Origin of the sequence: Vibrio chanodichtyis (genome assembly GCF_028863985.1) — a bacterium.
GTDB classification, from domain to species: Bacteria; Pseudomonadota; Gammaproteobacteria; order Enterobacterales; family Vibrionaceae; genus Vibrio; species Vibrio chanodichtyis.
The window spans coordinates 110,112-131,243 of record NZ_JARBFT010000003.1 but is presented as its reverse complement, the minus strand read 5'-3'; the positions used below and the strand labels follow the sequence as shown (position 1 = coordinate 131,243).

Annotated in this window: 18 protein-coding genes and 1 pseudogene; 6 read left to right on the top strand and 13 right to left on the bottom strand. The window is 47.5% G+C overall.

The window, feature by feature from the left end:
• Positions 1–175: 175 nt before the first annotated feature.
• Positions 176–1,369 (bottom strand): class I SAM-dependent methyltransferase, encoded by a 1,194-nt coding sequence (locus PUN32_RS04260; protein WP_274721934.1) that lies wholly within the window; start codon positions 1,367–1,369, stop codon positions 176–178.
• 370 nt (positions 1,370–1,739) lie between these two features.
• Between PUN32_RS04260 and yccX the strand changes: the two genes are divergently transcribed.
• The gene (gene yccX / locus PUN32_RS04255) at positions 1,740–2,015 is read left to right on the top strand and encodes an acylphosphatase (RefSeq protein WP_274721933.1); all 276 of its coding nucleotides are present in this window, start codon (positions 1,740–1,742) and stop codon (positions 2,013–2,015) included.
• A 100-nt stretch (positions 2,016–2,115) separates the two neighbouring features.
• Here the strand turns inward: yccX and PUN32_RS04250 are convergent, their stop codons facing one another.
• The 6 genes from PUN32_RS04250 to PUN32_RS04225 all read right to left on the bottom strand — a co-directional run bounded on the left by PUN32_RS04250 (position 2,116) and on the right by PUN32_RS04225 (position 7,725).
• Positions 2,116–2,445 (bottom strand): TusE/DsrC/DsvC family sulfur relay protein, encoded by a 330-nt coding sequence (locus PUN32_RS04250; RefSeq protein WP_274721932.1) that lies wholly within the window; start codon positions 2,443–2,445, stop codon positions 2,116–2,118.
• Positions 2,446–2,561: 116 nt separating this feature from the next.
• Positions 2,562–3,230: a Bax inhibitor-1/YccA family protein gene (locus tag PUN32_RS04245; RefSeq protein ID WP_274721931.1), complete on the bottom strand. Its 669-nt coding sequence runs from the start codon at positions 3,228–3,230 to the stop codon at positions 2,562–2,564.
• A 256-nt stretch (positions 3,231–3,486) separates the two neighbouring features.
• The gene (locus tag PUN32_RS04240; RefSeq protein WP_274721930.1) at positions 3,487–4,242 is read right to left on the bottom strand and encodes an amino acid ABC transporter ATP-binding protein; all 756 of its coding nucleotides are present in this window, start codon (positions 4,240–4,242) and stop codon (positions 3,487–3,489) included.
• Positions 4,243–4,264: 22 nt separating this feature from the next.
• Complete coding sequence (locus PUN32_RS04235) at positions 4,265–5,362, bottom strand: amino acid ABC transporter permease (RefSeq protein ID WP_274721929.1); 1,098 nt, start codon at positions 5,360–5,362, stop codon at positions 4,265–4,267.
• Between the two features lie 2 nt (positions 5,363–5,364).
• Complete coding sequence (locus tag PUN32_RS04230) at positions 5,365–6,570, bottom strand: amino acid ABC transporter permease (protein ID WP_274721928.1); 1,206 nt, start codon at positions 6,568–6,570, stop codon at positions 5,365–5,367.
• 126 nt (positions 6,571–6,696) lie between these two features.
• Positions 6,697–7,725 (bottom strand): amino acid ABC transporter substrate-binding protein, encoded by a 1,029-nt coding sequence (locus PUN32_RS04225; RefSeq protein ID WP_274721927.1) that lies wholly within the window; start codon positions 7,723–7,725, stop codon positions 6,697–6,699.
• Between the two features lie 492 nt (positions 7,726–8,217).
• Here PUN32_RS04225 and PUN32_RS04220 point away from each other — a divergent pair, with 492 nt between their 5' ends.
• Positions 8,218–9,156 carry a precorrin-2 dehydrogenase/sirohydrochlorin ferrochelatase family protein gene (locus PUN32_RS04220; RefSeq protein ID WP_274721926.1) on the top strand — a complete coding sequence of 313 codons (939 nt, stop codon included), beginning with the start codon at positions 8,218–8,220 and terminating at the stop codon, positions 9,154–9,156.
• Between the two features lie 115 nt (positions 9,157–9,271).
• On the opposite strand, the gene PUN32_RS04215 is transcribed toward PUN32_RS04220, so the two are convergent.
• Positions 9,272–10,093 (bottom strand): Cof-type HAD-IIB family hydrolase, encoded by an 822-nt coding sequence (locus PUN32_RS04215; RefSeq protein ID WP_274721925.1) that lies wholly within the window; start codon positions 10,091–10,093, stop codon positions 9,272–9,274.
• A 206-nt stretch (positions 10,094–10,299) separates the two neighbouring features.
• Here PUN32_RS04215 and queC point away from each other — a divergent pair, with 206 nt between their 5' ends.
• Positions 10,300–11,007, top strand: a complete 708-nt coding sequence (gene queC / locus PUN32_RS04210) for a 7-cyano-7-deazaguanine synthase QueC (RefSeq protein ID WP_406707960.1) — start codon at positions 10,300–10,302, stop codon at positions 11,005–11,007.
• 154 nt (positions 11,008–11,161) lie between these two features.
• A complete protein-coding gene (locus tag PUN32_RS04205; RefSeq protein WP_274721923.1) occupies positions 11,162–11,386 on the top strand; it encodes a hypothetical protein in 225 nt (74 codons plus the stop codon).
• 125 nt (positions 11,387–11,511) lie between these two features.
• On the opposite strand, the gene PUN32_RS04200 is transcribed toward PUN32_RS04205, so the two are convergent.
• From PUN32_RS04200 to PUN32_RS04185, 4 genes are all read right to left on the bottom strand, one after another.
• On the bottom strand, positions 11,512–12,237 hold the full coding sequence (locus tag PUN32_RS04200; protein WP_274721922.1) for an MSHA operon transcriptional regulator: 726 nt from the start codon (positions 12,235–12,237) through the stop codon (positions 11,512–11,514).
• Between the two features lie 400 nt (positions 12,238–12,637).
• Positions 12,638–15,463, bottom strand: a complete 2,826-nt coding sequence (locus PUN32_RS04195) for an Hsp70 family protein (RefSeq protein ID WP_274721921.1) — start codon at positions 15,461–15,463, stop codon at positions 12,638–12,640.
• Positions 15,464–15,539: 76 nt separating this feature from the next.
• Positions 15,540–17,453 (bottom strand): Hsp70 family protein, encoded by a 1,914-nt coding sequence (locus PUN32_RS04190; RefSeq protein ID WP_274721920.1) that lies wholly within the window; start codon positions 17,451–17,453, stop codon positions 15,540–15,542.
• A complete protein-coding gene (locus tag PUN32_RS04185) occupies positions 17,453–18,085 on the bottom strand; it encodes a DUF2760 domain-containing protein (RefSeq protein WP_274721919.1) in 633 nt (210 codons plus the stop codon). The genes PUN32_RS04190 and PUN32_RS04185 overlap by 1 nt, the downstream gene beginning before the upstream one ends.
• Positions 18,086–18,515: 430 nt before the next feature.
• On the opposite strand from PUN32_RS04185, the gene PUN32_RS04180 reads away from it, so the two are divergent.
• Positions 18,516–20,126: a sensor domain-containing diguanylate cyclase gene (locus tag PUN32_RS04180; RefSeq protein WP_274721918.1), complete on the top strand. Its 1,611-nt coding sequence runs from the start codon at positions 18,516–18,518 to the stop codon at positions 20,124–20,126.
• Positions 20,123–20,653, top strand: coding sequence for a 3'-5' exonuclease (locus PUN32_RS04175; RefSeq protein ID WP_274721917.1), 531 nt, complete (start codon positions 20,123–20,125; stop codon positions 20,651–20,653). Before PUN32_RS04180 ends, PUN32_RS04175 begins: the two co-directional genes overlap by 4 nt.
• Positions 20,654–20,688: 35 nt before the next feature.
• On the opposite strand, the pseudogene PUN32_RS04170 reads toward PUN32_RS04175, so the two are convergent.
• Positions 20,689–21,027, bottom strand: a pseudogene (locus PUN32_RS04170) (VC1380 family protein); the annotation flags it as partial.
• Positions 21,028–21,132 lie beyond the last annotated feature (105 nt).

Genomic DNA, 21,132 nt, shown 5'->3' with positions numbered 1-21,132 from the left:
ATAAAGGGTGAAAAAGACGTGCTTGAAGAGTGTTGAAGCCAGGTGAGTGATGGGGTACTTCGATTTTTGTTTGACTAAGGTCGAAAATAATTGGCTGAGTAAAAACGATCTCAATTGAGATCGTTTTTTGATGGCCGTGCTGGATTTTGCAACCAAACAGCGGCTTATTCGCTCGTTATAACACTTTGCAAGCAAAGCCTTTGAGATAAAAACCTTCTGGATAAGCGGTATCGGTTGGGTGATCGGCGGCTTGCTCAAAGCGCTCCACAAATTTGACATCACGCCCAGCATCGAGAGCGGCATCAGCAATGATTTTTTGAAACAGCACTTGATCCATAAGACCAGAGCAAGAGTAGGTGAGCAAAGTGCCGCCTGGATTTAAAATCTGCATCGCGAGCATATTGATGTCTTTGTAGCCACGGCAGGCACCATCAAGCTGCGCTTTTGACTCAGCAAATTTAGGCGGGTCCATGATCACCACATCAAAACGAGTGCCTTGATCGCGGTATTCGCGCAGCAATTTAAACACATCGGCATTTAAGAATACCGCGCGTTTTTTACTGATATCAAAACCGTTTAATTCGGCATTGAACTTGGCCGTATCCAGTGCAGGTTGCGACACATCGGCATTGATCACGCGTTTGGCTCCGCCTTTGAGCGCATACAAGCCAAAACCACCGGTGTACGAGAAGCAGTTGAGCACGCTTTTATCTTGTACATATTTCATCGATTGCAAACGGCTATCACGCTGATCCAGATAAAAACCAGTTTTATGTCCACCAACGATATCAACGCTGATTTTGACGCCATTTTCTTCAATCACGACTGATTTAGGTGGCAACTCACCATGCAATACGCCAACCCGCTCTGATAAGCCTTCTTTCTTGCGTACTGCCACATCGGAACGTTCATAAATATGACATTCAGGGAAGCAGTGGCGCAGGGCATCGATTAAGGTTTGCTGATGATATTCCGCGCCCGCGCTCAGCAGTTGGCAGACCAGAAAATCTTGATATTTATCGATGGTGATGCCGGGTAAGCCGTCAGATTCGGCGGCAATTAAACGATAACCGGTTAATCCATCACGTTGGATAATATCGCTACGCAGCAGTTGAGCCTGTTGGATGCGTTGAATGAAAAAGGCGCAATCGATCGGTTGTGGTTCAAAGCTCCATACCCGAGCTGAGATTTGCGAATGCGGTGAGTAGGCCGCTTTAGCTAACCACTTACCTTCAAAGGAGTAAACATCGACGGTTTCACCCAAGGTTGGGTTTCCTTCGACTTTGCTAATCCCACGAGAAAAAATCCATGGATGTTTACGGCGCAAAGATTTGTCACGGCCTTTGACCAAATAAATTGCTGGAGTCATTACGCTACTCAGATCGAAATAAACAGGGCGGCTATTGTCGTGGAACTGGGCCAGAAAAGCAAAGGAAAGCCGTATGCTTGCTCACTCAGTGGTTGGTGCGATTTATTTAGCCACAATCATCATATTGAGCCAGTTTATACCCAAACAACTTGGAGTTGCAGGTAGGCGGCAAGTGAGTGAATCCCCATAAGCATAGGCAAACTATGTGATTGGGGTGAGCGAACGTCGCCAACACCGCTGCAGCTTCAAGTCGGAAGGATATGGTGGGGGAGGAGCGCTATCTTGACTATGCTTTACAGGCAGCCGCGGATGATCGGTTGTCAATGGTTCAGTACCGGGCTGAGCTACTGAGTTGACGAGGAGTGAAGCAATGGATAAACAGTGTCACCAATTTATTGTTGCAGGACATGTGCAAGGCGTCGGTTTTCGTTACCACACCGCTCATCAGGGCTTGAAGTTAGGGCTCACTGGTTATGCTAAAAATCTGCCTTCGGGTGAAGTGGAGGTGGTTGCGTGCGGCGGATTAGCCGAGTTGGACCAATTATATGCTTGGTTACAAATTGGCCCCAAAACGGCCAGAGTCACTAAGGTGACACGCTCGGTCTCTTTGCCGCGACAACGCTATGTTGGCTTTGCTATTTTGTAGTAGTGGTAATCAAACGAGCTGCCCGCCGCTATTTTTTCTCAAATTGCCGTGCGGCTGGTTGGCGACACACGGGTTGCATTTTTAGCAACCCGTACGTGCTCTATAAACACTTAGCCGGTTTGGGTAAACCCGCGAGCTTAGTGGCTTGTTTGGCTGGGCCTTTAGGAAACAGCTTAAACAGATATTTGCTGTTGCCTTTTTCTGGACCGTGCTGCTTTTCCAGTGCTTTGACCAACATACGAATCGCCGGAGAGGTTTTAAACTCAGCGTAGAAATTACGGACAAAAAGCACGACTTCTAAATGTGCATCAGTCAGCTCAATGCCTTCTTGCTCCGCAAGTAGGGCAATCATCCCTTGTTGCCATTGGGTCGAATCAAGTAAGTAACCTTGTGCATCGGTTTCAATCGTGTGACCTTGATATTCAAACATATTCACTATTCTAAGATGGGAGAATTGGGGCTAGGGTAGCGAAGCTCAGGCTAAGGCTCAAGTACAAAAAAGCCCGATGGTTTTCCATCGGGCCTAGAGCGAGATCAAACGCTGGATTAATCGTCGTTCATGATACCGAGAATGCTCAGTAAGCTTGTGAACAGATTAAGAATATTCAGATACATCGAGATAGTGGCTGAAATATAGTTGGTCTCTTCACCGCGCACGATGCGGCTGGTATCAAACAAAATGAAACCAGAAAACACCAGCGCTGAGATGCTGCTGATCGCTAAGTGAGCGACGGTTGAACCAACGAAAATGTTGATCAGTGCAGCAACAATCACAATGATCAGGCCTGCGAATAAGAAATTACGCATGAAAGAGAAATCTTTCTTGCTGGTGATGGTGTAAGCCGACAGACCGAGGAACACCATACCGGTCAGGCCGAGTGCTTGAGCAATCACAACTGGACCATTTGGCATCGCCGCATAGAAATTGAGCATTGGACCAAGGGCTGCCCCCATCAATCCGGTAAACACAAAAGTCCATACCACGCCTGACGATGAATTAATCGCTTTTGGCATCACAAAAAACAGAATACCAATCGCGGCTAATTGCATCACTAACGCGATGATAGGAGAAATGCCGATAGCCATGGTCGCCATTGCAGCAATTGCGCTGGTGACAAGGGTCATCGAAAGCAGGAAATAGGTGTTTTTCAAAACCTTGTTGGTTTCAAGGGTCCGTTCCAAGCTGGACGTTCTGGTAAACATTGGCGTGTTCATACTTTTCCTCTGTTAAAAGTACTGATTGCATGGCAACAGTTATGAGGCTCTCGGCTATAAATTTCAAGCCCTTTGTGCTGTTTGAACTCATAATAATCAAAATTGATGACAAAAGTGATGATGAGTTGTAACGCAATATTTCATGGGTTTTACAGTCGGTGAATGCTGAGCAAATCCATAAGCTCAATCCCCGAGCTACTAGCTAGGCTGTTCGGGGATTAGTGGCTTTTAGTGAATTGAATGGCAATGGCGGCCGCTAATGGTGCAGAATTTGAGCGAGAAAATTTTGCGTACGCTCTGATTGTGGATTGGCAAAGAATGCTTGTGGGTGGTTTTGTTCAATGATCTCTCCAGCATCCATAAAAATCACTCGATCCGCGACTTCTTTGGCAAATCCCATTTCATGGGTAACACACAGCATGGTCATCCCTTCTTCTGCCAGTTCGACCACCACATCCAGCACTTCGCGTACCATTTCTGGATCAAGTGCTGAGGTTGGTTCATCGAACAGCATAATTTGTGGATTCATGCACAGTGAACGGGCAATCGCCACCCGTTGCTGCTGACCTCCGGATAACTGGCCCGGATATTTATCCGCTTGCTCAGGAATCCGTACCCGGGTCAGGTATTTCATCGCGATCTGTTCCGCTTGTTGCTTGGGCATTTTTTTGACCCAAATCGGCGCGAGGGTACAATTTTCTAAAACCGTGAGATGAGGAAACAGATTAAAGTGCTGAAAACACATACCCACTTCACGGCGTACCAATTCGATGTTTTTTAAATCTGCTGTTAATTGGTGACCCGCAACGGTAATTTGCCCAGTTTGATGCTCTTCAAGACGATTAATACAGCGGATCATGGTGGATTTGCCCGAGCCTGAGGGGCCACAAATGACGATTTTTTCACCTTTTTTAACGGCTAGATTAATGTTTTTCAGGACATGAAATTGGCCATACCACTTATTCATATCGGTAATTTGGATCATCAAAGGAGCGTTGAGTGGTTGCGTCATACTAGATTCCTTGCAAAGTGACTTATCGTTTGTGACCGGTATGGAGTTTGCCTTCGAGCCAAATCGAATATCTCGACATGCTAAAGCAGAAGATCCAGAACACTAACGCGACAAAAACATAACTTTCAGTAGCAAAGCCGAGCCAATTCGGGTCGGTGTTAGCGGCTTGGCCGATGCCTAATACATCGAACATGCCGATGATCAGCACCAAACTGGTATCTTTAAATAGGCCAATAAAGGTATTCACAATCGGCGGAATGGTGATTTTCAGCGCTTGCGGCAAAATGATTAGCCCGGTTTTTTTCCAGTAGCTTAAACCGAGTGCATCGGCCGCTTCGTATTGGCCTTTAGGGATCGCTTGTAGACCGCCACGAATCACCTCTGCGATGTAAGCAGCACTAAACATTGCAACTCCAATCAAGGCACGCAGCAGTTTGTCAATGTCACTGCCTTGCGCTAAAAACAGCGGCAGCATGACCGAGGCCATGAACAACACCGTGATCAGTGGAACGCCCCGCCATACTTCAATATATACGGTGCACAAACTGCGAATGATCGGCATGTTAGAGCGTCGTCCTAAGGCCAACACGATGCCAATCGGTAGCGAAGCAATGATGCCGACTAAAGCGATGATTAAAGTGACTAACAATCCACCCCATTGGTGGGTTTCGACTACCTTGAGTCCAAACATACCGCCATAGAGTAGCAAGCTGGCAAATAAGGGATAGATATTGACGAAAAATAGCCAGAGCCAGCCTTTTTTCGGTGTTTTTTCATAGGCCAGTAAGGCGATTAAGAGCGCGAGCGTAAAGAAAAACAGCCGTGGTCGCCATAGTTCGCTGGCTGGGTAGAAACCATACATAAATTGCTCCCAGCGCATACGAATAAATACCCAACAAGCGCCATCGAGCGTGCAATCCTCACGGGTGGTACCACGCCAGTTGGCATTAATGATTGCCCAATCAACAAGCTGCCAAATACCTTGCAGTGCGAAATAACCTAAAACTAACGTCGCCATCGTGTGCCACGGGCCATTAAATAAGTTTTTATGTAGCCAACGGACTAACCCGGTGTGATTGACTGGCGGTGGCAGGTTCGGCTGAAATTGATGTCTGTTCATAATTATCTTTCCACCAGAGCCACTTTGCGGTTGTACAGATTCATTAAGGCTGAAGTAATTAAACTTAGGCTCAAATAAACCAGCATGGTCATTGAAATAATCTCAATTGCTTGGCCAGTTTGGTTAAGAGTGGTTCCCGCAAAAACGGACACCAAATCGGGATAACCGATCGCCATTGCTAGAGAGGAGTTTTTGGTTAAATTCAGATATTGGCTGGTCAAGGGTGGAATAATAATGCGTAGCGCTTGAGGAATAATGATCAATTTCAAGGTGTGCGAACGGGGCAGGCCAAGGGACATCGCTGCTTCAGTTTGGCCGTGATTGACCGCGTTGATCCCTGAGCGCACAATCTCGGCGATAAATGACGCGGTATAGATGGTTAAGGCCACCAATAATGCCGCAAATTCAGGCAGAACCGAGATCCCACCTTGGAAATTAAAGCCGCGTAGAACCGGATATTCCAGCCCAATCGGTTGGCCTAGCAGCCAATACACCATCAATGGCAATGCCACACAGCATAACAAAACATAGCGATAAATTGGGGTTTGCTGACCTGTCAAGCGTTGACGGTTGTGGGCCCAAATGCTCAATAGCCAGCAGGCGATCACCCCAATAATCAGCGCCATTGCTACCCATCCGCTGCCAGTACCAAACACCGGTTTGGCAAGATACAGTCCCTTAATATTAAGATAGAACCATTCACCAAGGTGCATGCTTTGTTTGGTTGAGGGAAGGGCACGTAACACCACGAAGTACCAAAAGAAGATCTGCAGCAGCAATGGAATATTTCGGAAGATCTCGATATATACGGTGGCTAAGCGGCTGATCAGCCAGTGACGAGATAAACGGGCAATGCCTAATATAAATCCGAGTAATGTAGCAAAAAGAATCCCCAGCACGGAAACCAGCGCAGTGTTCAGTAGCCCGACTAAAAATGTGCGCGCATAACTGTAGGTTTCATCATACGCCACCAGAGATTGGCTAATACCAAAGCCCGCGGGCTGCTCTAAAAAGGCAAATCCGGTCGCGATACCGCGCGATGCCAAATTGGTGAGCGCGTTATTCACGATAGTGAATAGCACAAAAGCGACGATACCAACGGCGATCAATTGAAATAGAGCAGAGCGAAAAGTTGGGTTATACAGGAAATGGGTATGCTTAGTCTGCGCGTCAGAAGGGTGTGACATCGCTTTATTGATAGGCTTCATACAGCGATAACCTCTTATCCATTTTGTGTGTGCGGCGACAAGCCTTGTGCCGCGTTGTTAGTGGCCGTGCTTGTGCGCAACACAAGCCACAAGCACGGTCAGAGGGTGACAGATTATGATGATCAATTAGCGGATCGGTGGGGCATACATGAAACCACCTGCATTCCACAGCGCATTGACACCACGGTCAATTTTAAGTGGTGAGCCTGTACCCACAGTACGCTCGAAGATCTCACCATAGTTACCGACTTGTTTTACGATCTGATACCCCCAGTCATCACGGATCCCTAGTCCGCTACCTTTAGGGCCATCCAAGCCTAAGATCCGTTTTACATCTGGATTGTCGGATTTCAGCATTTGTTCAACGTTTTTCGAGGTGATGCCATATTCTTCGGCATTGATCATGGCGAACAGCACCCATTTTGTCACGCTGAACCATTGATCATCATTTTGACGCACCACGGGGCCAAGCGGTTCTTTGGAAATAATTTCCGGTAACACCATTGCCGAATCGGGTTTTTCTAGATTGAGGCGCAGCGCGTAAAGACCGGACTGATCGGTGGTGAGTACATCACAGCGACCCGCATCAAAACCTTTTGAGGTTTGAGCTCCAGTATCAAACACTACCGGTTTATAACTCATGCCGTTATTACGGAAATAATCGGCAAGATTAAGTTCAGTGGTGGTACCTGATTCAACACAAACCGACGCACCATCCAATTCTTTGGCACTTTTTACCCCCAACTCTTTTTTGACCATAAAACCTTGGCCATCGTAGTAAGTGACCCCAACGAAGTTAAGACCTAGGGTGCTGTCACGTTGTAACGTCCAAGTAGTGTTACGCGACAGCACATCAATTTCGCCCGATTGCAGCGCAGTGAAACGCTCTTTGGCGGTGAGTGGCACATATTTGACTTTGGTTTTATCCCCCAGCACCGCCGCCGCCAATGCTTGGCAATACTCCACGTCGATCCCTTCCCATTCTCCTTTCGCATTAGGGTTAGAGAAACCGGGCAAACCAGTACTGACACCACAAGTCAGTACGCCTTGAGATAACACTTTGTCGAGCGTGCTGGGTGCCGCGGATGCCGAATAAGACAGCAACGCAGATGAGGCAGTGACGACAGAAGCAAGAATCGTGAATTTATTCGCCATTTGTATCCTTCCTGTTTACTCTGTTTTGGGTAATCCATTGTTGACTGAGTGACACCTGATACCAGGGGTTTTACGATGTTGTGTGATGGTGCTTTATAAGTTGAAAGTGATTTGTTGGTTAGACTTCACCACCGTGCTTGCACATTAATGAATCAATTCGCAGTAAGCGTAGGTAAGGATGTCCGATTTCTCAAACCATTCGTGAAAAGAGTGAGTTAGTCGATCCCGCCCAGTTACGCTATTCAGCATGGCGAACTGTTAAGTAAATGTAAATGGTGCAACAAGGCAACAAAGTGGTGCAACAGAATGGCGTGAGGGTGGGAAAATCGAGTGCCATTTATTTATGCTGCCGTTAGGCTGAAATTTGGTCGCTTTCACTGGTTTGGTGGCAAAATTTGCACAGATTTTATTTGCTTTCGGTTATTGGATGCTTTTATTGCCCCATTTTTGGTAGCATGGGCCAATTCAGGATGGATACCGATAAGATGGACTATGCGCTATTTCCCGTTGTTCTTGGATTTAACCAATAAACCGGTATTAGTGGTGGGCGGTGGAGAAGTCGCTTGCCGAAAAATTGATGCGTTACTCCGAGCGGATGCCAAGGTGACGGTGATTTCACCGCAAGTTAGCGCCACTTTGCAATCGTGGATTGAGCAAGGTAAGTGTACTTGGATCCAGCATTTTTACTCATCCCGTTGGTTAGATAAACGTTATCTCCAAGTCTGGGCAACCACGGACAATCCCCAACTCAATCATCAAGTTTATCAAGATGCCAAACAGCAGGGGATTTTAGTCAATGTGGTCGATGATCAACCCTACTGCGATTTTATTACACCCTCGATGATCGAAAGAGGGCGCATTCAATTAGCAATTTCCAGCGGTGGTGCTTCGCCAGTATTGGTGCGCAATATTCGTCAAACCTTAGAGTCGGTATTGGCGCATAACTTGGCGCTGCTGGCGGATTTTGCTGCATCAAAACGTAATTCGATTAAGCAGTCTCTGCCTAATGTTGATCTGCGTCGCCAGTTTTGGGAGCGTTTTTTTGCCGATCCACAAGTGCAGCATGCGCAAGATCGAGATGTGTTAGAGTCGATTTATCAGCATTTACTCACTCAACCCAGTGCTAAGGTATGGAGTACAACATGGATTGAGTTTGGATCGGATGTTGAGCTGCTAGCGCTGAAAGCGCTGCGCCATATGCAGCAAGCCGAGCTGGTGTTGCATACACTAAATTGCCCGTTTGAGTTTATTGATCTGTGCCGCCGTGATGCGCAGCGGCAGAGTTTTGAATCACCGGTTGAGTTGAGTGCTCTGTTGGCTCAAGCTCAACAACAGGCACAAAACGTGTGTGTGTTGATCCCCGCGGCCAGTCAGCAATATGCGTTATTGCAAGGCAAAGCGCGGTGCTTAAAATTAGCCACGCAGATTTAACGCCACTGATTTTCCACCGATAAAAACGGCAAGCAATGTTCAAACCGTTGCTTGCCGCTGAGTTTTCCGCCTCATTCAATTTAACGGGCAGATGATGTTTCGTGTGCCGAGATCGTTAAGCGTGCTGCGAGCCTCTGAGCGCAAAGCGTTCAATCGCAATCGCTACGCCATCTTGGTCATTACTCAACGTGATGTGATCGGCCAGTTGTTTGGTTTCATCCATCGCATTGGCCATCGCAATACCGAGTCCGGCATATTCGAGCATATGGTGATCATTTTCGGCATCACCCATGCAGATCACTTCATGGGCTGCAATCCCTAAATGTTCCGCAATCGCTTTTACCCCAACCCCTTTATTGCTGCCGGTATTGAGAAACTCTAAGAAAAATGGCGCACTTTGTACCACCGTAAACTCTTCTCGCCACTGTGGCGCTAATTGAGCAATCGCCTGAGTTAGTTTTTCTGGCTCACCGACAATCATCGCTTTAATGATCGGGTGATCGTCCGCTAACTGTTCAAAATCCATTTCGGTAATGTTAAGACCATTGATGTTGGCTTCAACTTGAGTGTATTGGCTGGTTTGTGGGGTGATCAACCCATGCTCTTGGCTAAACGCATGGCAATTGAGTTCAAGCTGTTGTGCTAAACGTGCAACGCGTTTCGCTGCGTGGCCATCAATGATCTGCTGATAAATAATTTCACCACTGGCGACATTCGCTACCATAGAACCGTTGTAGTACAGCACATAATCTTGATCGCTGGTCAGTTGTAATTCTTCCAATTTACTGCGCATACCATCAAGCGGGCGGCCAGAAGCCAGCACGACCTGAATGCCTTGTTGACGTGCGTCGGCAATTGCCTGTTTGGTGCGGGGAGAAATTTGCTTTTGGCTATTGAGCAGCGTGCCATCCATATCGAGCGCAATCAATTTGTACATCAGATACCTAGCTAAAATTGAACAACAAGGCGTGTGATTATATACATTTTCACCCTCAACAGTGAGCAAAGCTGCTCAAAAATGAAAGTCGTGGTGATTTTGCTGGCAGGTTAGGTATTTAAATTGAACTTGATCACCTTCTCGATTATGGTCTGCTCGCACAGCGTGGCCACTGATCCAAGCCCATCACAATATCAATATTGCTTATAAAGGAGCACAACATGAAAAAAGCGGTCGTCGTGTTTAGCGGAGGACAAGATTCAACCACTTGTTTGGTTCAAGCATGCCAAGAATTTGATGAGGTACACGCGATTACTTTTGATTATGGCCAGCGCCATAAATTAGAGATAGAAGTAGCACAAAGATTGGCAAAGCAGTTAGGTGTTGCAGCGCATAAAGTGATGGATGTCGGTTTGCTTAATGAATTGGCGATAAGCTCACTGACGCGTGATGACATTCCTGTATCTCATCAGTTGCAAGAGAACGGTTTACCCAATTCATTTGTGCCTGGGCGCAATATTCTATTTTTAACCTTGGCCGGTATTTATGCCTATCAAATTGGCGCGACCACCATCATTACTGGGGTATGTGAAACCGATTTTTCAGGGTATCCAGACTGTCGCCATGAGTTTGTACAAGCGATGAACCAAGCGTTAGCTAAGGGGATGGATCTGCCATTGACGATTAAAACTCCGCTAATGTGGTTAAATAAAGCGGAAACGTGGGCTTTAGCCGATCAACTGGGTGCGCTAGAGCTGATCCGTCATCACACGCTAACCTGTTACAACGGATTGATGGGTGATGGCTGCGGTGAGTGTCCTGCTTGCCAGTTACGCTACGCTGGACTGAATCACTATTTGGATCATCGCACCACTGTGCGCAATGCGCTTAACGACAAGCTACTTTCCTTATAGGCGCTTACAATGAGCGATAGATAGCATACCGGTTCTGCTTGTTTACTTAATTGCAGCATCATATAAAAAATACTGTATGAAAAGCCAGTGTTTTGATTGACAAGTCAATAAAGTGGACTATGCTGTAATTATATACAGTAAATGAGGGCTTAATATGTTTTCTGATCGACTCGAACGTGTTAACCGTTTGCGCCAACAGGCGATGAACAACCCTGATTTTCTTGAAGCAGCTAAACAGCATGAAGAGACTTTACAGCAGGTAGAACAACATTTTGAAGCCAAGCGCTCACGCAGAAAGCCGCTTAAACGGCAAAAAACCTTGGCCGATATTTTTGAACAAGCGGAGTTTGGCCGCCGACCAGATGATGTGACTCACTAAGGTGATCTTGTCACGCTAATTAAGCCGGAGCTCGCGCTGACCGGCTTTTAGTACCTTTGGCACCCTGTTCTTATCTTGTTGATCCTATTGATTAAGGATCGCGATATTATTGGTGAGGCATTGCTTTATAAGGGATAACGCGGCTTTTGGGGGCTAGGATGTTTGCCATGAAAATCCCTGTTCGACTTATGCTGCGCTGAGAATTTTGCATGGTTAGATTTGGTGTTGCTAGTTTTGCTGTGATTAGCTTTGCCACGATGATGCGCCGATTTTTTTTGCTGAGCTTGAGCATGTTTGGCTAATGCATTTTCATCTGGCAGCACAAAATAAGGGTCTTGATAATGCGCAGCCGGTCCCAACTCTTGAACAACCAAACGATTCCATAATTCACGATCAAAGCCTTGCTCTGGAATCGCGGGGTAGAGTGTCTCAATTTCCTCTTGCGCATACTCAAGAAAAGCGTTCTTTTGAATCTGGTTAAAACGCACCGCGACGCGGTTATGTTGGTTAATCCAAGTTATTTTAAAGCGTTGTAGCTCAGCCTTCGCTTCCTCAAGCGTCAAACGAGATAAATAGAGGCGTTTATAAGAGACTTTTCTATCCAGCATAGTGCGCATGGCTGTTTGGATATAGTCACCGTGATGAGTAATCGAAATCTCATCACTATCAAACAGATTGACGCACCAACCTTTGGGTTGAAACTCGGTTTGTTGATAGTGATGATTACGTGCCACTAATGCCTGATGCAGCACTAAATCAGACTTACCGCGAAAGGTTTGTTGCCATTTAGCGATTCGGACTTGAATTGAACCCGGCAAACGAAAAATATGTGTAAATTTATCTTGTTCCATAGGCTTATTGGCAACCCAAGCGGGTGTGTTTTATCGAAATTTCGATTTCCACCGGCGTAATAATAGTCATGATATTGTTGAATGAAGTATCAGCTAACGGGTCACAGTAGTGACTACCCCACAACACTCAATACGGTTTGATGGTGGGCGGCAGCTGTTATTCCCTTAACTGGCAAGCCATGCTCGCTGGTTTGGGATTGTTGGGGCACGAATTCTACACCTTTTTTAATACTTAACGCGAGCTTAAGTAGTTATATTTGTCGCCTAGGTAGTGCAATCATGACAAGCAGGGGGTGTTTCCCCTGCATTGTAAAAGGTACCGGTCGGTTATGGTGTTAGTCATATCAAGCTGACATTATAAAACCAACCGTATAAGCCTAATCGTATAAACCTAGCAGCATTAACCGAGTAGCATCAAGCCATGCGGTAAACTTTCCCCAAATGCTCGTTGGGTTTCGTTGGCATTCAATTCCATCACCTCACTGACCAAATGAATCCATGATTCACTCACTCGGCTCTGTTTTAGCTTGCTCACTACTTGGGCTCGCCACTCTTCACTGACGTCACGGCTACGATCGCCGGTCTTGCGACACATCATGACGACAGCAAAAGCGCACATTGGCTGTTGTTGCCAATCTTGCTGCAACAGTTTGGGTAACCAATCCTCGATTTGATCTTTGGGTAGTATGGTATGCAAACTACCGTACAATGGCGTGCGCGCGGCTAAACGACCGCAAGCCCACCAATGGGCTTGTTGGTACTGGTTATGATTGAGCGCTTTATTGAGAAACCAAGTCGCGAGCAGGGTTTTATCGTCGACATGCAGATGTTCGAGTGAGGCGGCCAAGCGTACCATCGCCTCATAGCCTTTCTCTTGGGCTTCTTTGCTTGAAGCCACGCTGCGCATTGCGCTTGGATGTAAATATTTAGCGATATCGGCCAGCACGGTTTCTTGTTGGGCTTGATTTAAGCCTCCCGCCACTCGCCGCCACAATACCCACCAATCGGTCCAACCTTGTGAATTACTAAATTGGATACCAGCTTGATACAGCGCCCAGAGTTGCTCAATCCGCCAACTGTCGCTCGCATCACCAAATCCAGGGCGCAAACTAAATCCAGCGAGGCGTAGCCAGTTTTTTTCATGCAGCTCTGAGCGACGGCGACGTTTGCGGCCAAGTAACAGAATATCAAATAGGCTACGCAGCGTGGCAAAATCCCATGCATCCCTCTTGCCTAAGCGTTGTTCTAAGGCTTTAGTCAGGGTTTTAATGGTTTGTTGATCAGCATTGGTTTTATTGGCGCTATATGCGGCGCTGATTAACGCTTTGGCGGCTTGTAATTGTGTTGAGTCACCCACTGATTCAGTTTGCTGTTCAGGGCTGGCCGTTGTCTTGCCACGAACCGCAAACTCCACTTGCCAGCGCTGAGTCTCATCATCGGGATTGATGCACACCATGTTTAATGTGCCCACTTCGGTTAATTGGCAGGCCAGTTGCACGGCAACGCGCTGTTTTTGATTGGCGGCCAATTCCCCGATATTCAAGGCTGGCAAGCTGACAATATAAGGTGGCAAAGGCTGAAATTTATCAGGGTCGATCGCGACCAAGGCTCCATTTTGTATTTTGCCATCAGAGCTGATCTGATCATGGGTTGAAGTCAGTAAATTAAAACGGACTGGTTCACCAACAGTAAGTGCAAAACGGCGGCTAGTGAGGCGAATTTCTTGCCCTTCGCGACTGCCTTTCGCGAGCAAACAGAGCGCGTTACCGAGTCGGTTTTTTTCCGGCAAATGAAGAAAATAAGAGCGAGCCGCTCCGCCGCCAATTTTCAGTTGTGCGCCGCGTGTGGCTTTGGCATAGGCGACTGCGCCGAGTGCCACCGACCGGTCGGGATGTGGGTTATCGAGTAGGGTAACTGGCCGCCCTAGCCATTGGCTGAGCAGAGTGACCAGACGCGAGCTAATCAGTTCACTGTTAAAAACACCGCCATTGAGCAGCAGAGCTGTCGGTAACGGTGGTGTTTTACCGGTTGATGTTTGCTCAGCTGCGTGAGGTTGACTGAGAAATTCAGCAATGTGTTTGCTCACCGCCGGATCTGCCGCATATGGCAAGCCAAACTCAACCACCGCACGGCGGCGTTTTTCTGGTCTGGTTTCTCGGGGAGTGAGTGGAAAAAAACCGTCAAGCGCGAGTTGATGTACTTCAGCACGGCTTAGGCTAACACTTTGAGCTCCAGTGAGTAATTTTGAACCACTACCCAGCAAAGTGATGTTGATCTGCTCTGGTGAATTGGCGGCCAGCAGGCGTTCTTTGGCTTGGCGGGTTTGCTGGATCAGTTTGGATAAGCTCGCCGTGCTTAAGGTTTTCGCTTGATTGCCCTGCTGTTGTTTAAGCCGAGTTTCAACGATATGCGCCAACGCAAGGTCGAGGTTATCCCCGCCAAGCATCAGATGATCACCAACCCCGATTCGATTTAACTGTAGGGTTTGTTGCGGATCAAATTGAGCGGCGATCAAGCTTAAATCTGTGGTGCCGCCTCCCACATCACACACTAAAATCAGCGGTGCCGAGTGTAAAATATCACCTGCTTCCGCTTGATGGCGATGATGCCAGTCATAGCAGACCGCTTGGGGCTCCTCAAGCAGCAGAATCTCAGGTAGCCCAGCTAATTTTGCTGCTTCAAGTGTTAATTTTCGGGCACTTTCATCAAACGAAGCAGGGACGGTAACCACGACTTGCTGCGCCGCTAATCGATCGGAAGGATGACGATGATCCCAAGCTTGACGAATGTGATTGAGATAACTGGCACTGGCAATCAGTGGTGAGACTTGCTCGACATCCGCAGCAGCGCCCCAAGGCAGAATCGGCTGAGTGCGATCAACATGCGGATGTGACAACCAACTTTTGGCACTGGTGACTTGTCGGCCTTCGATTTTTGCACCCAGTTCACGCGCCCATTGGCCAATGATCACCTGGGGTAAATCACCGTCAACCGGTTGTGATGACCAGGGTAGGGTTAAATCTGCATCACTAAATTGATTTGGAGCGGGATGATAGCGAAAAGAGGGCAGCAGTGGTTGGCGTAACACTTCACCGGGACCGACCAACTGATCGACTGGAAAAATTTCGATCGGAGCTTGTTGCAGGTTATCGTTCAGCTCACAGAAAGCCACCACAGTGTTGGTGGTGCCAAGATCAATGCCGACCAAAAAACGAGCAGATGACATGTGCTACCTCGTCATAATAAACGTTCTGCGGCACCGCAAGCGATGCCGCACTCCATCGGGAGTCATAAATCAATGATTAAGCGTGATCAGTCTCAGAGCTTGGCTTATCACGCACATCAAACTCTACATGCCAAGTTTGGCCGTTATCAGCGGCAATCGCTTCAAGACACAGAGTACCCAATTCTGTCACCCGAGTGGCGAGAGTGACTGGCACTACGTCACCGATGCGGCGGCCTTGCTCTGCGGGTAAGGTGATCTGAATCGGTGGTAGCTCAGTTAACTCATCGTAAGTCCAGTCGACTAAATGGGTTCCCGGATAATCATCACGGCGTACCGTTGAACCATAGAATTGGAAATGTACCGGCTGGCCAATCACTAAGCCAAATTGACGCTGAGCCACTTGCGCGTTGGAGCCTTCTTCCATGCCAAATGGAGCCACGCAAAGTGCTTCCATTGGTGGCGCGAAGCCAGGAATGGCCGGCATTGCGCTTTCAATGCCCACATAATAAGCCGAAGCGATCCCACCACGGATCCGCACCCCTTGTCCTTGCCGTACTACGCCGTAATAGGCGGCACCGCGTGCCACAGCCAGATCGAGATCAACCCCTTGCAGCAATTTCGCCGCCGGGTGATTGGCTTGGCTTAACCAGCCATTAATCGTTGAGAGCAAACGCTCGGTAAGCAGTGGTGATTTCAGCACCCCACCATTGAGCAAGATCGCATTGGGTTTAATAAAATCGCTGTGCGCGGCTGACATACTGCTCAGCCCTGGCATGACAAATGGCAATGCGTCGGTTTGCGCTTGGGTCGATTGGCCTTGCGCATTCGCTTGCTTGCTTAAAAACGCTGCAATGTGGCGCGTGATACCAGCATCTTGTGCGTAGGGCAAACTCATTTGGGTCAAAGCGCCGCGCATTTTTTGTTGTGGTTGCTCGTGAATGGCCACGGCAGGGAAGAAGCCATCGACTAAGGTTTGCTGTAAATGTTCACGAGTTAGCTCGGTTTTTAAGGTGCTGCCGAGCAGTTTTGAGCCGCGACTAGGGACCACAATCGGCACGACGGCTAAATCGGGCTGGCTGAGTAACGCTTCTTTCGCATCACGACAAGCATGAGTCATCGCTTGTACTTGCCACATTTGTAACTCTTGGCCTTGTTGAGCCAACTTCATTTTCAAGCCATAGGCGAGGGCGAGATCCATATTATCGCCACCGAGCAAAATATGCTCGCCAACCGCGATCCGTTTCAGGGCGAGATTGCCTTGATCTTCGGTCACTTCAACCAAAGAGAGATCAGTGGTACCACCACCAATATCGATCACCAACACCACATCGCCGACACTGACTTCGCTGCGCCACTGTTCATGGCGATTATCGATCCAACTGTACAGTGCGGCTTGTGGCTCTTCGAGGAGAGTTACTTGCTGCAAGCCAATATTACGTGCCGCTTCAGCGGTGAGCTCGCGTGCTGCTGGATCAAATGAGGCCGGTACGGTGATGGTGACTTCCTGCTCGGCTAAGCACGCATCAGGATGAGCGTGATCCCACGCCGCTTGCAGATGGGCTAAATAGAGTTCAGTGGCACGCAGTGGTGAAATTTTGCTGACTTCTTCAGGGCTAGCCAATGGCAAAAACGCCTCGCGTCGATTGACGCCGGCATGACATAACCAAGATTTGGCGCTTGCCACTAAGCGGATCGGGGTTTTGCTACCAAGGTTACGCGCAATCGCTCCCACCAGCGCCTTCGGTTCGCTGCTCCAAGGTAAACGGCGCGCTGAGGCGGCCATTTCATGTTCATGCGGCTGATAGACAAAAGAGCCCAGTTGGTGGAGATTTTCCACCGTGCCCGGCGCGGTCATTTGTGCAATCGGCAACACTTGAATCGGTGGCGTGTCACTGTGGTTGGTTGCTAGCGCTTGATAGGCTAGTACGCAGTGGGTGGTACCCAAATCGATACCGACACTGTATTGGGCTGCAGAAGTAGGCGTTTGCATTATAATTCCACCTCGGCTGGGGCAAGAATCGCCGTGTCATAGTGCTCCGCCAGTTTTGGCAGCGTAATGGAATCAGCGCGCCAGCCTTGGTGGATCAGCGTACCGACAAATGGAGCTTGACCAGTTACTTGTCCGGTGAGACGAATCGCCTGCGCATTAAAGCCCGCTTCAATGGTGATACGGCTCTCTTCCGGCTCGCTGCAAATCGGCGATAAGGTCAGATATTCACGTAATACTTTTTGCCCACCACTGTGGATCACGCGAGCGGCTGCGCCCACTTCTTGATCAGAAAACTGGCTGACTTCTTGCTGTAAGAAATCAATTAAACGCGCTTCTTTTTGCAATATCGACAGCAGTTGCAGTGCTGAATCGGTCGAAGCGGTTGCCAGTGTTGACTCCACTTCCACCACTCTTTCCCGCACTTTCTCCACTTCAATGATTTTTTCTACTTCGACGATTTTTTCAACCGGCTTTTCAAGCGTGACAATTTTTTCTACTGGTTTTTCAATGATTTTTTCTATTACTCGCCCTTGGCGGGTTAAGGCGACAATCAGTACCAATAACGTAGTGACAGCAAGACCAACATGCAGCATATCCAAAGTGGTCGGGATCAAATGTAAGTCGATATTCATGGTGAGTTCTCTGTAGCAGACGCGGTGCAAAGCACAACCAGTTGCAATGCTGAGCGGAAAAACATTAAGCGAAGGAAGCGCGGAAATTATAACTATCCAGAGCCTCTCAATGGCTTATTACGCTAGACGCTATGATAGCGCTAAGTTCAAATGGGGGCGGATAGTAGCACATTCAAGACGAAAGAGAGTGAACAATCCTGATTTCATCGCGCAACGAAAGATTATTTGGCGACTTGTTGAGCAATTCAATTGTATGATTTTTGACTAAACTTGGTTAACATCGTCGGCCCCGAATTTTGTAATGCATATTTCGGTGATGTTGTAACCTTGAATCGTTTGAAATGATCGTGTTAAGTGACAAAAGATGCTGAGATATGACGCGTCTTGCTCATGGTTGTTGTGGTTGATAATACAAGTAAGGAAAAGGTGGATGATCGGCCGTTTTCGCGTAACAGTACCTCTACTGGTGTTTTTGTTTTCTCTGCAGCTGACCGGGCTGGTTGTTTATACCGCATATAAAGTGCAACTGCGTTATAACCGCACGATGTTAGAAAATCTAGCCGATCAACAGACGATGACTCTGCAGCAGTTTGTGGATAGTGATATTCATTTTATCGGCTCGGCGGCTAATTTTTTTCGCTCCAGCTCAAGCGATGATTGGTGTCATTTTCATACTTTTGCTGAAGAAGCATTGAAAGGTTCGCAAAGTCTGATCGCCCTGCAGTGGTTAGTCAAAGTGGAGCCAGAGCAAGCCGAAAGCTTTAGTGTACAAATGCGCCAACGTTTCCCAGAATTTACACTATTTACTCTTCTGCCTGAAAGCGGGCAAGTGCAGTATGGTTTTGGTTCAGAGCAAGAGGCAAAATATATCTTATCGGATATCTATCCGCTCAATGACGACAATCAGAAACTGTTGGGTTTTTATTCGGCACGGCAGCGTTTTAAGCTGATACAAGAGGATATCGTGACTCATCGTCGTCCCAATGTATCGGATAAAGTTCGGTTGCTGCAAGACGGGTTTGAACCATTGATAGATAAAGATGGGATATTGGTTTATCACCCAGTTTTTTCTGCTGAAGATGAGCGAACATTACAGGGTATTATGGTTGGTGTTGTACGCTTATCCACTTATGTTGAAAAATTAGTTCAGCTCAGTGCGATGGATAATCTTAATATGCGTATGATCGATACTGGATTTAGCTCCGAAGATAATCCGATCCTTTATCAAAGTTCGACCTGGCGAGAAAATGAGCAGGAAGGTCTGCTGGTTGCTCGTAACCTGGTATTTCCTAATCGTGATTGGGTGATTGAGTTTGCGTTGTATGAGTCGGTGACTGTCCGAGAATGGTGGGTGTTGCTGGGGTTAGGCTTAGGTGGTGCCACTATCTCATTTTTGCTCAGTTATATCCTGCGTATGCAGATGAAAGAGAAGCAACATCTGACGGAAATGATTGAAGAACGCACGGCCGAGCTACGTTATCTGGTGGAGCACGATAGCTTGACTAAGCTTTATAGCCGCCACTTTTTCAATCAAAGATTGTGTAAAAAGTTAGACGGTAAACAATTATTTACCTTGGTGTCATTTGATGTTGACCGTTTTAAACAGATCAACGATAGCTACGGACATCTCGCTGGCGATTATGCGTTAAATCATGTTGCACGGGCGGTGGAGCAACAGCTTAACCACGCAGATACTTTTGCCCGTTTTGGTGGTGATGAGTTCGCCATTTTATCCTCAGTGACCGAGGTTAACGAGCTGTATGAGTATTTAGAGCGAATTCGTAACGCGGTGGCAAGTCAGCCATTTGTGGTCAATTCCGAAGTGCAACTGACATTAACCATCAGTGTTGGTGCCAGCGTTAACTGTGGTTACAGTGAGCCGGAAATTTTACAAAGTGTTGATGAACAGCTCTATCTAAGTAAATCGAAAGGGCGCAATCGGGTTTCGATTGCGGAACAATGCTGCAAGGTGGAATCGAAATATGCTTTCAATTCAGGTAGGATGTCGGCCCCCACGTTACAGCAAAAGAGCTCACAATGAATTACCACCGTGTCGTATGCTTCGATTTAGAAATGTGTTGTTGGAATGAAAACGGAGTCGGCACCACGGGTGAAATTATAGAAATTGGTTTAGCGGAAATTGATCTGTCGGCGGGTGAAATTGTCAAACGAGCGCAATATTTTGTTAAACCCGATCAGGATCAAATCTCGCCGTTTTGTGCCGAATTAACCGGGATCACGCCGCGTAAAATTGATAAACAAGGTCGGCCACTCGCTGAGGTGATCCAGTCAATGGTTAAAAACTTTGGCGGTTCGAACAAAATCTATGCCTCGTGGGGACGTGATGATCTTATTTTGATCAAAGAATGCCAAGCCAAAGGAATTAAGCTTCCATTCCAAGAATTTATTAATCTTGCCACCTTATTTCGCATTCAACAGCGCTTAAAAGATCAACGGATTGGTCATCGTGCCGCACAAGAATCACAAGGCATTGCATGGGAAGGGCGTCAGCACTCCGGTTATGTGGATGCGTATAACTTAGCCAAGTTAGCTTTAAGCATGTTGTAGTCGTAGGCTTGTGGGTCAGCAAATAACGTCTGCTGCAGCGAGCCAAAGATTTCGATAAATTGCGCGCTGGTCGTTTCATGCGCCAGCGTGATCAGTGCCAAAAGCGCCTCGGCTTTGGTTGCAGGGTCACATTGGTCATCCAGAATCTGTAAAATTTGCGCGCGGATCAGTTCAAGCTCATGTGCCACAAAGCCGCGTCCCTCTTCTTCACCTTCTTCTTCCTGCGGTGCATTATCGAAGGTCAGAAACAGCATTTCATCATCGATCCGAGCTTCAACCAGACGCTCCGGCAGCCAGATTTCGCCCATCACCACATCGGGGTCAAGCTCGGTGGGCAGTTGATTTAATATAGCTTTGAGTTGAGAGGCTTTCACAATCGCTAGGTATCCTTAAGTATCTGGTACTATTTTAACGGCCAATGGCGGGTAAAAAGAAGCTTCTTTTCAGGCTAGTAGCGCTGAAAAGGTCATTTCATGACA

Bases quoted from the DNA above. Each gene is read 5' to 3' on its own strand.
- PUN32_RS04175 (WP_274721917.1), top strand. From the start codon at position 20,123: ATGAATTACCACCGTGTCGTATGCTTCGATTTAGAAATGTGTTGTTGG.
- PUN32_RS04185 (WP_274721919.1), bottom strand. From the start codon at position 18,085: ATGAATATCGACTTACATTTGATCCCGACCACTTTGGATATGCTGCAT.
- PUN32_RS04240 (WP_274721930.1), bottom strand. From the start codon at position 4,242: ATGACGCAACCACTCAACGCTCCTTTGATGATCCAAATTACCGATATG.
- PUN32_RS04180 (WP_274721918.1), top strand. From the start codon at position 18,516: ATGATCGGCCGTTTTCGCGTAACAGTACCTCTACTGGTGTTTTTGTTT.
- PUN32_RS04245 (WP_274721931.1), bottom strand. From the start codon at position 3,230: ATGAACACGCCAATGTTTACCAGAACGTCCAGCTTGGAACGGACCCTT.
- PUN32_RS04190 (WP_274721920.1), bottom strand. From the start codon at position 17,453: ATGCAAACGCCTACTTCTGCAGCCCAATACAGTGTCGGTATCGATTTG.
- PUN32_RS04200 (WP_274721922.1), bottom strand. From the start codon at position 12,237: ATGGAACAAGATAAATTTACACATATTTTTCGTTTGCCGGGTTCAATT.
- PUN32_RS04225 (WP_274721927.1), bottom strand. From the start codon at position 7,725: ATGGCGAATAAATTCACGATTCTTGCTTCTGTCGTCACTGCCTCATCT.
- PUN32_RS04235 (WP_274721929.1), bottom strand. From the start codon at position 5,362: ATGAACAGACATCAATTTCAGCCGAACCTGCCACCGCCAGTCAATCAC.
- PUN32_RS04220 (WP_274721926.1), top strand. From the start codon at position 8,218: ATGCGCTATTTCCCGTTGTTCTTGGATTTAACCAATAAACCGGTATTA.
- PUN32_RS04195 (WP_274721921.1), bottom strand. From the start codon at position 15,463: ATGTCATCTGCTCGTTTTTTGGTCGGCATTGATCTTGGCACCACCAAC.
- PUN32_RS04230 (WP_274721928.1), bottom strand. From the start codon at position 6,570: ATGAAGCCTATCAATAAAGCGATGTCACACCCTTCTGACGCGCAGACT.
- PUN32_RS04205 (WP_274721923.1), top strand. From the start codon at position 11,162: ATGTTTTCTGATCGACTCGAACGTGTTAACCGTTTGCGCCAACAGGCG.
- PUN32_RS04215 (WP_274721925.1), bottom strand. From the start codon at position 10,093: ATGTACAAATTGATTGCGCTCGATATGGATGGCACGCTGCTCAATAGC.
- PUN32_RS04250 (WP_274721932.1), bottom strand. From the start codon at position 2,445: ATGTTTGAATATCAAGGTCACACGATTGAAACCGATGCACAAGGTTAC.
- PUN32_RS04260 (WP_274721934.1), bottom strand. From the start codon at position 1,369: ATGACTCCAGCAATTTATTTGGTCAAAGGCCGTGACAAATCTTTGCGC.
- yccX (WP_274721933.1), top strand. From the start codon at position 1,740: ATGGATAAACAGTGTCACCAATTTATTGTTGCAGGACATGTGCAAGGC.